The sequence below is a fragment of the Bacillus sp. FSL K6-1338 genome (assembly GCF_038006965.1).
In the GTDB taxonomy this organism is placed as follows: domain Bacteria; phylum Bacillota; class Bacilli; order Bacillales; family Bacillaceae_G; genus Bacillus_A; species Bacillus_A thuringiensis_S.
This window is the reverse complement of the sequence record NZ_JBBOWI010000001.1, coordinates 3445898-3459826: the sequence shown is the minus strand read 5'-3', so window position 1 is coordinate 3459826 and position 13929 is coordinate 3445898. Positions and strand designations below refer to the sequence as shown.

Below are 13929 nucleotides of genomic sequence, written 5' to 3'. Positions count from 1 at the left end.
TAGTAAGGGGTCTCTCAAGGGTTGGTAATGTACATATAATTAGGGAGGGTACAAAAATGAAGAGAAAAAAATGAAAAAGTTAACGGCAGTTGTAATACCAGTTTTAGCGATGAGTGTTGCATTGACAGCATGTTCTGGATCAGGTGGGGAAAAGAAAACGACTACTACATCAAATAGTGGGGAAGAAAAAAATCTGATATTAAATATGCAGCGAAACAAGTATTAAATCGTACGGAAAACCAAGAAATTCCGACGATGGATACTTCTAAATCTACTGATACATTAGGTGCGCAAATTTTAGGGAACACGATGGAAGGCCTATATCGCCTTGATAAAGATAATAAGCCAATTCCAGCAGCGGCAGAGTCTAGTACGAAAAGCGAGGATGGCAAAAAATATACATTTAAACTACGTAAAGATGCAAAATGGTCAAACGGTGATCCTGTAACAGCGAAAGATTTCGTATATGGATAGCAACGCTTACTTGATAAAAATACAGCGGCAGAATATGCGTTTATCGCTTTCTATATTAAAAATGCAGAAGCAATTAATAAAGGTGAAAAACCTCTACCAGATTTAGGAGCAAAAGCGGTAGATGATTATACACTAGAAGTAGAATTAGAAAAGCCAGTACCGTATTTCTTGAATTTAATGGCATTCCCATCGTACTATCCTTTAAATGAAAAGTTCGTAAAAGAAAAAGGAGATAAGTTCGGTTTAGAAGCAGATACAACGTTGTATAACGGACCGTTCGTTATGTCTTCATGGAAACATGAACAAGGTTGGCAGCTAAAGAAAAATGATAAGTACTGGGATAAAAAGACTGTGAAATTAGAAGAAATTAACTATAGTGTAGTAAAAGAGGTTGCAACGAAAGTAAACTTATATGATACAGGATCAATTGATTTTACATTACTATCAGGAGAGTTTGTAGATAAATATAAATCGAACAAAGAAGAATATGGTGAGTATGCGGAATCAAGTACATTCTTCTTACGTTTAAATCAAAAACGTAACGGACAAGATACGCCTTTAAAGAGCAAAAAACTTCGTGAAGCAATTGCATTATCAGTTGATAAAAAAGGCTTAGCGAACGTTATTTTAAATAACGGTTCAAAAGCAAAAGATCAATTAGTACCAAAAGGGCTTGCGACAGGTCCTTTTGGTAAATATTACCAAGATGCATTTAAAAATGGTCTAAAATATGATCCGAAAAAAGGTGCAGCAGCTTGGGAAGCAGCGAAAAAAGAACTTGGAAAAGATCAAGTTACAATTGAATTGCTAAGCTATGATGATGGAACTGCGAAAAAGATTGCTGACTATGTAAAAGATCAAATTGAGAAAAATTTAAAAGGTGCAACAATTAATACGAAAATTCAGCCGTTCAAACAAAAATTAAAATTAGAAACTGCGCAAGATTATGAAATTTCTTATGCAGGTTGGAGTCCAGACTATGCGGATCCAATGACATTTATTGATATGTTTGAATCGAAGAGCCCGTACAACCAAATGAGTTATTCAAATCCAAAATACGATGAAATGGTAGGAAAAGCAGGTAATGAATTAATGAGTGATGCGAAAAAACGCTGGGAAACGTTAGGGAAAGCTGAGAAATTATTCCTTGAAGAAGATGCAGGGTTAGTTCCTTTATATCAAACAGGAAGATTGTACGTAATGAAACCGAATGTAAAAGGAATTGTGAAACATAACATCAGTTCAGAATATAGTTTTAAGTGGGCGTATGTAACTGAGGATGCGGAAAAAAATAAAGTGAAATGCTTTTTAGTATGTATAAGGGAATAAATCTCGTTAGCCTATTGAGAATCGGATAGGTAATAAGGAAGGTTCTATCCGAGGAAATTAGAGAGGTCAGTAAGTAGTAAGAAAGATGAATGATAGTAAGAGACCTCATGCTAATAAGAAAAATATAGAACGTAGTAATAGAGTGGAATAAGGGAATGGATGTTTACATATAGTAGACGGGGGATAATTCATATAGTAGTTAAAACAACAAGTTACTATCATAAAAAAATAAATTTTTAGAAAATTTACAAAAATACTTTACAAAACCAGAAAAAACAGTAGAATATTAATTAATAAGAATTTTCTGATAACGAAAGTTAGTAGGGAATCTCTAAATGTTAATAGCGTACATATAATTGGGGAGGGTACAAAAATGAAGAGAAAAAAGATGAAAAAATTAACAGCGGTAGTAGCACCAGTTCTAGTAATGAGTATGGCATTAACAGCTTGCTCTGGATCTGGGGAAAAAGATAAAGCAAGCACAACACCAAAAAGCGGTGAAAAAGAAGGCGGAAAGCTAGCGGCGAAGCAAGTGCTTAATTTAACAGAGTCTCAAGAGATTCCATCTATGGACTCTGCTAAAGCGACAGACCAAGTATCGTTTCTCGCTTTAAACAACGTAATGGAAGGTTTGTATAGACTTGATAAAGATAATAAAGCAACACCAGGGGTTGCTGAATCATATAAAAAGAGTGATGACGGTAAGAAATATACATTTACATTAAATAAAAATGCAAAATGGTCAAATGGAGAGTCTGTAACAGCAAAAGATTTCGTGTTTGCTTGGAAACGTGCGATAGATAAAAATACAGCAGCAGAATATGCATACATTATGTTTGATTTAAAAAATGCACAAGCGATTAATGAAGGAAAAGCGGAACTAGATACGTTAGGAGTAAAAGCTGTAGATGACTATACGTTAGAAGTAGAATTAGAAAATCCAGTTCCTTACTTTGTAGAATTAACTTCATTTGGAACATTTTATCCATTAAACGAGAAGTTTGTAAAAGAAAAAGGAGAAAAGTACGGTTTAGAAGCAGATACAACGTTATACAACGGACCATTTACATTAACAGACTGGAAACATGAAGAAGGTTGGAAGTTAAAGAAAAATGCACAATACTGGGATAATAAAACAGTTAAGTTGGAAGAAATTAACTTTAATGTGGTAAAAGATAGCGGTACACGTGTCAATTTATATGAAAGTGGACAAATTGATCGCTCAGGACTTACATCTGAATTTGTTGACAAATATAAATCAAGCCCCGATTTCTTTACACAAAAAACACCGTCAACGTACTTCTTACGCTTAAACCAAAAACGTGGTGGGCAAGATACAGTGCTAAAGAGCAAAGATTTACGTTTAGCGATTGCAAAAGCGTATGATAAAAAAGGCTTAACGAATGTAATTTTAAATGATGGTTCTACACCTGCAGATTACTTAGTACCAAAAGAATTTGCTAAGAGCCCAGATGGAAAAGACTTCCGTAAAGAAAATGGAGATATTTTAAAAACAGATGTGAAAAAGGCAAAAGAGCATTGGGAAAAAGCGAAAAAAGAACTTGGAAAAGATGCAATTACAGTAGAACTATTAAACTATGATGGTGATGGTGCGAAAAAAGTAGGAGAATTCTTAAAAGGAGAACTTGAGAAAAACTTACCAGGCTTAACAGTGAATTTGAAAAACCAGCCATTTAAACAAAAGTTAAAATTAGAATCAGATCTAGATTATGATTTATCTTACGCTGGTTGGGGCCCTGACTACTTAGATCCAATGACATTCATTGATATGTTCGTTACAAATGGTCCTCATAACCAAACAGGATATTCAAATCCTAAATATGATGAAATTGTGCAAAAAGGTAAAGGCGAGCTATTAACGAAAACGAAAGATCGTTGGGATAGCTTACTGAAAGCGGAGAAAATGTTACTGGAAGATGCAGCAATTGCACCATTATATCAACGTGGTGATGCTATCGTTCAAAGACCTAAAGTAAAAGGTATCGTTCATCATCCAGTTGGTGGAGACTATAGCTATAAATGGGCATATATTACAGAGGATAAGTAAGATGAGGGGCGTACAATACGCCCCTTTTTCTATGCACTTTTCTTCCGTCCTCGAATATATAAAATAAAAAAGGGAGAATCCCATGAAACGAAACACATACATCGATTTCCTAGCTTATTACGGAATAGGAAGTGCTCATCCTGGCGGGTTTACGTTAACAAAACAATTGCTAGCACAACTGCCTTTTAGACATGGATCGAATGTTCTTGAGATAGGTTGTGGAACAGGGAAAACAGCGGCGTATATGACAAGGGAACTTGGTTATAAAGTAACAACGGTTGAAAAGAATAAAATTATGATTCAAAAGGCAAAAGATAGATGGTTGTTTGAAGGATTAGATATACAATTAATTGAAGGAAATGTAGAGCAATTACCTTGTTTGAATAACTCATTTGATTTCGTACTTGGAGAATCAATCATCGCTTTTACAGAGAAAGAAAGAGCTATCTCGGAGTGTTACCGTGTATTACAGCAGGACGGTAAGCTTGTTGTTATTGAAATGATTATTGATAGGCACATTGATAAGGGTGAGGAAGAAAAAATAGCTCAATTATATGGCATGAAAGAACTATTAACTGAGAATGAATGGGTACAATTATTTCAGAAAGCAAATTTTAAAAGAATTACAATTGCTGGCGGTGGTACAATTGCAGAAACGATCTCTAGCTATGTAGAAGAGCCGGAATGGAATGTATCCTCACATATTCCAAATGAGTTATATGAGGCATGGGTACAGCATGAAAATGTACGGCTTATGTACCAACATATTTTAGGGCATCGTATTTTTATATGTGAAAAATAAAGAAAAAGAGTTGGCTAAAGGTAGTCAACTCTTTACTATGTTAAATGAAAAATAATGCAGCTAATGCAATTCCGAAGATGAAACCAAATCCGAGTTCAACACCCCAGCCACAACCGCCGCCACCCCAGCCGCCGCAACCACAACTACTACAACCACGCCCACCACAGCCGCAGCTGCTGAATCCACAACCGCCACCGCATCCAAATCCGCAACTATCACATCTGCTAAGGCCGCCGCAAAGGTCACAACCACCGTTTGCATAAGCGTCGTAGTATCCGAATCCTGAATCAAAAGATGAGCGCTGTTGCACCGGTTCGATCCATACAGAGCTTTGTGTCACATCGATTATTTTACCTAAATGTATACGGCCATCACGGTCTTCAATCCGAACAACTTTTCCGAAGTAACGTCGGCATGTATCATAACATTTTTGTCTATGCATGTTCTTTCCTCCTTCCGCATTACAGTAATACGATATGTAAGGGGGACAAGTGCGGCTTGTACGAATGCCCTATCTATTATAATTGTTATAGGAAAGGGGAAATATAAGAAGAGGATATATAAGGAGGAAAAGGCATGAAATCTACAGATCAGTTTCAGACATACGAAGTACCGTGGGAAGAATTTATTGAAGCGTTGCGAGAGGAAATGAAGAAGCAAGTAGGAGCAGATATTATTGATACAGTAGTTTGCAATTTAGAAGATGGTTTTGAAGTGTATACATATGTGCAGGGGGATTTAGATTTTGAATATAAGGAAGCGCTTGAGAGAAAATACGGAAGTGATGCGAAGACACCTAATGTGTTAACGATAATGTTACTAGCTAGTATTTATAATGCAAGTGAAGAGAATATACGCTTGCATGCGGATAATAAAGAGAATCCGATTGTTGAAGTGTATGTAAAGCAATGAAACACGCTGTGAAAGGCGTGTTTTTTATTTGTATGATAAAATGTTAGAAAATTGAGAAAGAAGGTGGAGGATTGGGAATTAAACATCTCAATTTAACAGTTACAGATGTAACAGCATCTAGAGAGTTTTTAGAGAGGTATTTTGGTTTAATTTGTAGTGGAACAAGGGGGAATGCCTTTGCAGTTATGCGTGATAATGATGGATTTATACTAACTTTAATGAAGGGAAAAGAAGTTCAGTATCCAAAAACATTTCATGTAGGATTTCCACAAGGAAGTGAAGAACATGTAGATAAGATAAATCAAAGATTGAAGAAAGATGGATTTTTGGTGGAGCCTCCTAAGCATGCCCATGCATATACATTTTACGTTGAAGCACCTGGTGGATTTACAATAGAAGTGATGTGTTAAATCAAAAATCAAACTTTTTATTATGTGTTTTTAAAATAAAAAGTAGGAAAAGTCTGTTTTAAGTGTGGAGCTTAAACAGGCTTTTTTACTTATATAATTGGATAGAGAATGCTAGAAGGAATATTACCAAGTGTATGATCTGTTTACATAATAAAGTTATGGTGGGTTAGTTGTCCTAAAATACAAGTCATATATCTTGTTTCCTCTCATAAATTTAAACATAGGAATTTGTCTACAAAGGTGGCGAAGCCTCATCATGAAAATCCGAATTTGTGCCACGTTCATGTTATTTCTATTTATATGTTTACCTTTATCAGCTTTTGCAAAAGGAGAGGAGGCAAAGGAAAGGGTCGTTTCACTTGTATATGATGATTCGGGCAGCATGAGAAATAACGATCGCTGGAAATATGCCAATTATGCTTTGCAAAGTTTAGTTGCGCTATTAGATGAAAAAGATAAATTTTCTTACATTCCAATGAGTAAGCCAAATGATCCATTAAATATTTCGTTAACGAAGGATAAAAGGCAAACAGAAATTGAGGGAATTGGAGCGTGGAAAACGTATTTAAATACTCCATTTAGCGCGGTAGAAACGGCGATGCAATCTATAAAAAAGGAAGCAGATATAGATGGAAAACGTGAATTTTGGCTTATTGTATTAACTGACGGGGCATTTAATGATTTAGAGAAAGATAAGATTGGCGGAAAAGAACAAATTACACAGAAATTAGCCCAGTTTAAGAAAGAAATGGATGCAAAAAAGATATCGTTACATCCAGTCTTAATTACGATGGAAGAAGATTTAGGACAACAAGAAAAAGAACAATTAAACACGTTCAAAGAAATATGGAAGAAAGAGATAAATGGTGTTACGATGCCGTCAAGCGGAGAAGATGGCATTGTAAAAAGTGTAAATCAAGTGGCAGCATTAGTTGCAAATCGTGATCCATTCTCCTCTGTTGAATCGATTGTAAAAACGAAAGTAGTGGGGAAAAAAGTAGAGATTACAACACCGTTTCCGTTAAAGCGTATGACGCTTGTACGACAATCGCCTTCTCTGCCCGATTATCAGGTCGCACAAATTTCTAAACCATTACAATTACAATCTTCTTTTTCCATACATGCACCAGGAGAAGCAAAATTGTTCGGAAATATAGTTCATATAAGTACGGAAAATCAGGAAGTTATTAAACCAGGAACTTATACGATAGAAGTCGACCAGGACATTGAGAAAGAAGGACTACAAGTACTAGTTGAACCGGCGCTTAATTATACGGTTTCTACTTATGACAAAGATGATAGTAGTCAAAAAAATGTAGAGGAAATGCACGAAGGGGTTACTGCTGTTATTGAAGCGAAGCCTACGGAGTTGCCAGTTCAGTCTTCTTACTTTCAGGCAGAAGTAGAAATAGACGGAAAACAATATCCGATGAAGTGGGACGATAAAAGGCATGTGTTTTATTACGAAACTAAGCTTGGTAAAGGGTTAGTACGCGGGAAAGTTCATATGAATATAAAGGGGTTTTATAGACAGACGAAAGAATTTAAAATTGAAACAGCTGAGAAACCGAAATTATCACTTCAAACTGTTACAAAAGATTATAAAGAAAAAGTAACAAATTTAGAGAAGAGTAAACCATTTGTTTTACAACCACAGTTAGATGGTAAGCCGATGACAGAAGAAGCTGTAAAAAAACTATTAAAATCTACTGGTGTCACATCTAAACAATCAATCAATTATGAAATAAAGCAACATGGAAATCAGATCTATGTTTATCCTCGTCCCTATTACTCCGACACATTTAATTTTACAGATACCGGCACCGTAGAAGCTACCATCGTAATGCAGGATTCAAAGTTACAAGAAGTAAAGAAAAACATAACATTCCATATTCAAGATGCTTCGTTTTATGAAAAATATGCGCTCATTTTTAAGTTTGTCATTCCTATCACTTTATTACTGCTAGTAGTAGGAATCATTGTTTTAGGATGGATTGTTCGGCCGAGATTTCACCGGAAGGCACTACTGTATTATGAATGGGATCAAGAGGTAGCGAAAGATTGGCTATATCAATCTGAACCAGAATTACTTCGAAATAAATGGTGGAACCATTATTTTGGTATCCCATTTAGAGCAGAAAGAAAAACGGTGCAATCTGTTACATTTATAGCGAAGAAAGGTTCGAAATCTGTCTTTGTAGCGAAAGAATCACAAGTAGTTGGAATGATTATTGATGGAATGTTTATAACAGAGGATGAAGTAGGAATGGAACATAAGACACTATATCCAAATGAACTTTTACTAATTGATAGAGGATATGGTAAGGAGATTTACAAATACGAATGTGAATAGTAGATAGGGAAAAGAAGGGGATGGAGTATTGATTCTCTTTCCCTTTTTTCAAACAAGCAAGAATAGGAAGGTGGTTCACATGACATTACAAGTTCCAACAATATTAATTGGTTTAGGTGGAATCGGTAGTACTGTGACGCATCAAATATATGAAAAACTGCCTGAAGAGCGCCGAAAAAAGGTAGCAATGCACGTATTTGATACAGATGTGAATACTTTGAGTAAATTTGATCATATTCGAAAGTTTAAGACACAAACAAGTTCTAGTAAAACGCCTAGGGAGTATATTGCGGGAGATCCAACGATTCCAGAGTGGTTTCCGATGGATCCGACTATACTTGATAAACCATTAACAGAAGGAGCAGGACAGTTACGCGTCATTTCACGTTTAGCATTACGTGCTGCGATGAAAGAAGATAAATTGACCTCTTTTTGGCAAGAAATTGAGAAAATTTTTCCAGTTACAAGTGATCAAACAGAATATGGTGTGCGTGTCATTATAGTAACATCACTAGCAGGCGGAACAGGTTCGGGGATGTTTCTACAAATTGCATTATATTTACGTGAAATGCTTCGGAAAAAATTGCAGCATCATAACATTTTAATACGCGGTGCGTTTTTAATGCCTGATGTTTTAGTAAAGACGAGAACAGTTAGTGCGAAAGAGTTTGAGACGGTGCAAGCAAACGGATATGCATCGTTAAAAGAATTACATGCTATTACGCTCGGTTCTACTGGGGAATTATCAAAACGCGGCGGGGTAACAATTGAATTAGAGTATCGCCCTGATCAAGTAGATGAAGACGGGAGAACGAATCATACAATTAAACAACATCATTTACCGTACAATTATTGTTTCTTATACGACTACGAAAACCTACATGGACACCATTTGCACAATTTATCAGATTATATGGAGCAAATGGCAAATACAATTTATTTACAGTTATTTAGCCCGATGTCTACAAGTCATTTTGCACAGGAAGACAATCAAATTCAGCAATTAGCAGAATCAAGCGGAAAAGGACGATATTGCGGGGCAGGAACGGCAAAACTCATTTATCCGTATGAGCATGTGTTAAAATATTGTGCTTTAAAATGGGCTGTGCAAGGTTTAGATGAATCGTGGCTTCATTTAGATCAACTGTTTCAAGAGAAGAAGCAAAGATATGACCAAGATGTAAAACGTGGGATGCAGCGTGAAAAGCCGGAGAGAGGTAAAAGTTATTTAGAGGACTTGGAACATCTTGCTACCCGTCCAGAGCAAGCTCATATTTTCTATAGACAAATGTACAATGAAACGCGTGAAGGAGCAGAGGGTGGTAAGCTCGGAGTTGCGAAATCAAAACTGTTTTTAGAAGCTGTAGAAAGTTATGTACAACGCACGGTGCAAAAAGATGAGGAATTAAATCGTCTGCAACATGAGTGTAAAATTTCAGCTGCGAAGCTGAAAATGATGGAACAAATGAAAGGTGAAGTGGCAAGAGTGGATCATGCGGTGCGTTTATATGCGTATGCGATTCCGAGCCGTGTACATGAACATGTAACGACACTTTTATATGACATGATTGAATCAGACCGCTTTTCACCAAGTGGTTCTGAAGGGCAGTCCTATCAACTAAATACATGGTTTTTAAAGAAAACAGATCCAGTTCACCCAGTAGCAGCACGTTTTATGTTATATGAAATTCGAAAGCAGTTAGTAGAAAAAATGAATCGACTACATGAAAATAATGAACAAAAGCGTAATGTAATTCAAAACTACGATAAAAAATTTAATGTGGGTAATATCGATGGAACGGTAACGGCTGTACGCCGAGTAGAAATTGCTCAACAACAAGGCTGGTTTGGAAAAATGATTAATAATCAGCAACGTTTATTCAAAAGAGAATTTGAAGACATCGTAACGCAATATGTACACAAATTAAATGAATATCGAAAAGAAATGCTATTAGAACTTGTGTATCAATCGCTATATCAAACAGTTAATAAAATGATTCAATATTGGGAAAGGTTTTTTGATAATTTACATGAAACACGTGAAAATTTATTGTTTGAAATCCAAAAGCGCAGTAAGGAATTTGAAGGGAAAACAAACCCGACGAATGTATATGTATTAGCTGAGGAACAGCTGCAAGAAAAGATATGGCAAGATATGCAGCAACATTTAAATTTAGGTGTACTACCAAAAGATATATCAGCGGAAATTTATATGAGTTTGTACGGGGAATATTGTCGTGATGCGAAATCAGAAGAGATTCAGTCGAAAAAGGTAGAGGATTTCTACCGAGAACATATACTGAGCTATTGTTATGACGAACTGCAAGTACGCTATCGTGATAAATTAGAACTGAATATCATTGAGGCGTTGCGAAAAGAAGCGGATTATAAGAAACGTGATCGCGATGAATACGTTCGTGAAAAAATTGAAGACCTGTTCCATTTAGCGAGTCCATTCGTTCCGAAAGTTGCTCATCATAGGGAATTACAATATTGGGGTATACATCCTTCTTTAAAGAAAGAGCTGCAAGAGGAATTAATTCAAGAAATGTTTAAAGAAAAAGATACAGTACATGAAGCCTTTTCGCCATTTGAAGTGATCTGTTATCGAGCACATTACGGCTTATCGCTGCAAGACTTTCCTAAATTATCATCAGGACATATTTCAAACGGATTTATGAATGATAAAGGGGACTATTTCCAATCGTATTATCGCCGTGTAAACAAATTAAATAGTAAAAAATCTAGTTTAACGCCGCATTTAGATAAGTATTGGCACTTACCAGCCTTTATGCCAGATTTGAATGCGACTCAAACAAAATTAGATTATGATAAATGTAATCGTGCATTACTATACGCATATATGTATCGCTGGATTAGTTTAGTTGCTGTTGATGGACAGTTTGTGTATCAATATAACGGTGTGGGACGTAGCTTTTTAATTCAGTCGATGGGGAAAAATATTTCAAGCGAAAGTTATAAATTACACAGAGCATTGCTTCATAATCCGTTTATTTATGAAAACATCTTGTCACGATTTGAAGAAGAGCAAGAAAAGGCGATGATACAAGGTGGACATTTATATACACATCCGTTCGTATTAGGAGCCCAAGATGTAAGATGGCTTAGAAAAGAACATGTCCACAATCTTTTAGACATGATTTTAATGTATGACCGTGAAGCGAAGTATGATCCGACGTTAGAAGAAACATCAGATGAATTATTAAGACTATTCCTTGATGAAATCGAGTTGTATTTCCAGAACTATTACGGTACAGGTGCTGATATGGTTGCAAAGAAAGAGAAAGAAATGTTTATTAAACAATTGTGGGATCGCTCGCATGCGAAAGGATATGTAGATCCAAATAGCGCTCCGTATAAAAAATGGCAAAATTTATTAAGTATTCAAGATGAAGAAGAAACGCCAAAAACGAATGTATAGTGAATGAAAAGGGAATCCTTAAAAGTGGCAATACAACTTTAGAAAAGAGGGATTCTGATGCCGTTTTTAGGAAGTGTATATCAAATATTTGGGTTATATCCGGAACTTTATTATGGGATGATTTCAGCAGAGTTGCAAGAGGAAGCTCAGAAGGAGCATCTTGAAAATAGTAGTGCAGAAGCTGAAGTGGAAGAATAAAAAAAGTGCAGATGAAAATCTGCACTTTTTTGTTAGTATTAAAATGGTGAAATAACCTCAAATTAATTATTATTTTTGAATAATAATTAATTTGAGGTTATTATGATTTTCATTACATTGTATGTAATGAAGGTTGTATGAAAATCAATGTAATAAAATGAATATGAATATTAAGGTGGGAAACAACAATGTTTTTGAGAAAATGATTATGTATAAAAATAACATTTGATACATAATCAACCGATTATTTTTGAGTGATTTATTATTGACAATATAATTAATTGTATGATAAATTCAATCAGCATTCTTAATGGTTTTTTGGTATGATTAATATTTTGAAAATTCAATACGGTATAAAGAGATTGATTTTTCTGTTTTTATTGAGACGGGTTACTAAGTCTATAAGGGAAGTGAACTATGTATATTTTTATTTTTAAAATAGAACAGTAATAAAGAATGTAACAAGTAAGAGATAAACTTGAAAAAGAGGTTTCAAAGAATGAGTCTTTTCATAAAGAAAGCAATGGATGAAGAAAAGAAAAAAGTATTGAATCAAACTTTAGGAGCGATTGATTTAACTCTTTTAGGTATTGGAGCAATTATTGGTACAGGTATTTTCGTATTAACTGGTATTGTAGCAGCGAAACATGCTGGTCCGGCGATTGTATTATCTTTTGTATTAGCGGCAATTATATGTGCATGTGTAGCTTTCTGTTATGCTGAATTTGCATCTACAGTTCCAGTTTCGGGAAGTGTATATTCATATACATATATGACACTAGGTGAGATTTTTGCATTTATAGTTGGCTGGTGTGTTATGCTGGAGTATTTATTAGCGACTTCTGCGGTTGCAGCAGGCTGGTCAGCATATTTTCAGTCACTGCTACTAGGTTTTAATATTCACATTCCTACGGTTTTTGCTTCGGCACCAGGAATGGAGAAGGGTGGAATCATTGATTTACCAGCAGTTCTTATTATTTTAGTTGTTACATTTTTATTAAGCCGTGGTGCAAAAGAAAGTGCACGAATTAATAATATAATGGTTATTATTAAACTGGCTGTTATTGTAGGATTTATTGTTGTAGGGACACAATATGTAAGACCAGAGAATTGGCAACCATTTCTACCGTTTGGTTTTCACGGTGTGGTAGGGGGCGCTGCTACTGTATTTTTTGCTTTTTTAGGATTTGATGCAGTTGCAACAGCCGCAGAGGAAGTGAAGCGTCCACAACGTAACGTGCCAATTGGGCTACTTGTTTCCTTGTTCATTTGTACCGTTCTATATGTAGGTGTTTCATTCGTGCTAACTGGAATGGTTCCGTTTACGGAATTAAATGTTGCTGATCCGGTTGCATATGCGTTGCGCACTGTAGGAGAAGATAGAATTGCTGGGTTGTTATCGGTGGGAGCGATAGCAGGGCTAACAACAGTTCTGTTAGTAGCTATGTTTGCATTTGTTCGTGTATCTTATTCGATGAGTCGAGATGGACTGTTACCAAAAAGACTTTCAAGTGTCCATAAACGTTTACAAACTCCATTTTTTAATACGTGGGTTACAGGTATACTAGCAGCTTTATTAGCGGGATTAGTGGATTTGAATTTATTAGCTAATTTAGTGAATATGGGAACGATAACAGCATTTGTGTTTGTATCTATAGCTGTCATTGTATTAAGAAAGACACATCCTGATATGAAGAGGCCATTCCGTGCCCCTCTAGTACCTTTTTTACCTATTGTTTCAATAGTAAGTTGTATATATTTGGCTTTGAACCTTTCTAAGCTTACTTTAATTAGTTTTGTGGCATGGATTATAATAGGCGTTTTCATATATTTTGTATATGCTAAAAAACATAGTAATGTTAGAAATGGAAATAGAGTATAGTCCATTGAAATAATACTTGTAATGGAAATGAAAACACGCTACTTATTCATATAAGAACA

The 13929-nt window shown here is 35.5% G+C and carries 9 protein-coding genes and 1 pseudogene; 9 read left to right on the top strand and 1 reads right to left on the bottom strand.

All coding sequences use genetic code 11. The annotated features are described in order from the left end of the window. Positions 1-70: 70 nt before the first annotated feature. The 3 genes and pseudogenes from NZ044_RS17635 (at position 71) to NZ044_RS17625 (ending at position 4673) form a co-directional block, all read left to right on the top strand. Positions 71-1803: pseudogene (locus NZ044_RS17635) on the top strand (peptide ABC transporter substrate-binding protein). A 373-nt stretch (positions 1804-2176) separates the two neighbouring features. Next, on the top strand, positions 2177-3871 hold the full coding sequence (locus tag NZ044_RS17630) for a peptide ABC transporter substrate-binding protein (RefSeq protein ID WP_000823457.1): 1695 nt from the start codon (positions 2177-2179) through the stop codon (positions 3869-3871). An 82-nt stretch (positions 3872-3953) separates the two neighbouring features. After that, the gene (locus NZ044_RS17625; RefSeq protein WP_000828269.1) at positions 3954-4673 is read left to right on the top strand and encodes a class I SAM-dependent methyltransferase; all 720 of its coding nucleotides are present in this window, start codon (positions 3954-3956) and stop codon (positions 4671-4673) included. Positions 4674-4713: 40 nt separating this feature from the next. On the opposite strand, the gene NZ044_RS17620 is transcribed toward NZ044_RS17625, so the two are convergent. Next, on the bottom strand, positions 4714-5115 hold the full coding sequence (locus NZ044_RS17620) for a hypothetical protein (RefSeq protein WP_000554986.1): 402 nt from the start codon (positions 5113-5115) through the stop codon (positions 4714-4716). Between the two features lie 134 nt (positions 5116-5249). Between NZ044_RS17620 and NZ044_RS17615 the strand changes: the two genes are divergently transcribed. The 6 genes from NZ044_RS17615 to NZ044_RS17590 all read left to right on the top strand — a co-directional run bounded on the left by NZ044_RS17615 (position 5250) and on the right by NZ044_RS17590 (position 13870). Then, complete coding sequence (locus NZ044_RS17615; protein ID WP_000842899.1) at positions 5250-5585, top strand: hypothetical protein; 336 nt, start codon at positions 5250-5252, stop codon at positions 5583-5585. Positions 5586-5656: 71 nt separating this feature from the next. Then, positions 5657-5995, top strand: a complete 339-nt coding sequence (locus NZ044_RS17610) for a VOC family protein (protein WP_000511530.1) — start codon at positions 5657-5659, stop codon at positions 5993-5995. Positions 5996-6251: 256 nt separating this feature from the next. After that, positions 6252-8348, top strand: coding sequence for a vWA domain-containing protein (locus NZ044_RS17605; RefSeq protein ID WP_000702057.1), 2097 nt, complete (start codon positions 6252-6254; stop codon positions 8346-8348). 79 nt (positions 8349-8427) lie between these two features. Further along, entirely contained in the window at positions 8428-11790 is a 3363-nt protein-coding gene (locus NZ044_RS17600) for a tubulin-like doman-containing protein (RefSeq protein WP_016077391.1), read from the top strand. Positions 11791-11847: 57 nt separating this feature from the next. Further along, on the top strand, positions 11848-11988 hold the full coding sequence (locus NZ044_RS17595) for a hypothetical protein (protein WP_001116193.1): 141 nt from the start codon (positions 11848-11850) through the stop codon (positions 11986-11988). Between the two features lie 499 nt (positions 11989-12487). After that, positions 12488-13870: an APC family permease gene (locus NZ044_RS17590; protein WP_000051659.1), complete on the top strand. Its 1383-nt coding sequence runs from the start codon at positions 12488-12490 to the stop codon at positions 13868-13870. Positions 13871-13929 lie beyond the last annotated feature (59 nt).

Bases quoted from the DNA above. Each gene is read 5' to 3' on its own strand.
- NZ044_RS17630 (WP_000823457.1), top strand. From the start codon at position 2,177: ATGAAGAGAAAAAAGATGAAAAAATTAACAGCGGTAGTAGCACCAGTT.
- NZ044_RS17620 (WP_000554986.1), bottom strand. From the start codon at position 5,115: ATGCATAGACAAAAATGTTATGATACATGCCGACGTTACTTCGGAAAA.
- NZ044_RS17600 (WP_016077391.1), top strand. From the start codon at position 8,428: ATGACATTACAAGTTCCAACAATATTAATTGGTTTAGGTGGAATCGGT.
- NZ044_RS17595 (WP_001116193.1), top strand. From the start codon at position 11,848: ATGCCGTTTTTAGGAAGTGTATATCAAATATTTGGGTTATATCCGGAA.
- NZ044_RS17615 (WP_000842899.1), top strand. From the start codon at position 5,250: ATGAAATCTACAGATCAGTTTCAGACATACGAAGTACCGTGGGAAGAA.
- NZ044_RS17605 (WP_000702057.1), top strand. From the start codon at position 6,252: ATGAAAATCCGAATTTGTGCCACGTTCATGTTATTTCTATTTATATGT.
- NZ044_RS17590 (WP_000051659.1), top strand. From the start codon at position 12,488: ATGAGTCTTTTCATAAAGAAAGCAATGGATGAAGAAAAGAAAAAAGTA.
- NZ044_RS17625 (WP_000828269.1), top strand. From the start codon at position 3,954: ATGAAACGAAACACATACATCGATTTCCTAGCTTATTACGGAATAGGA.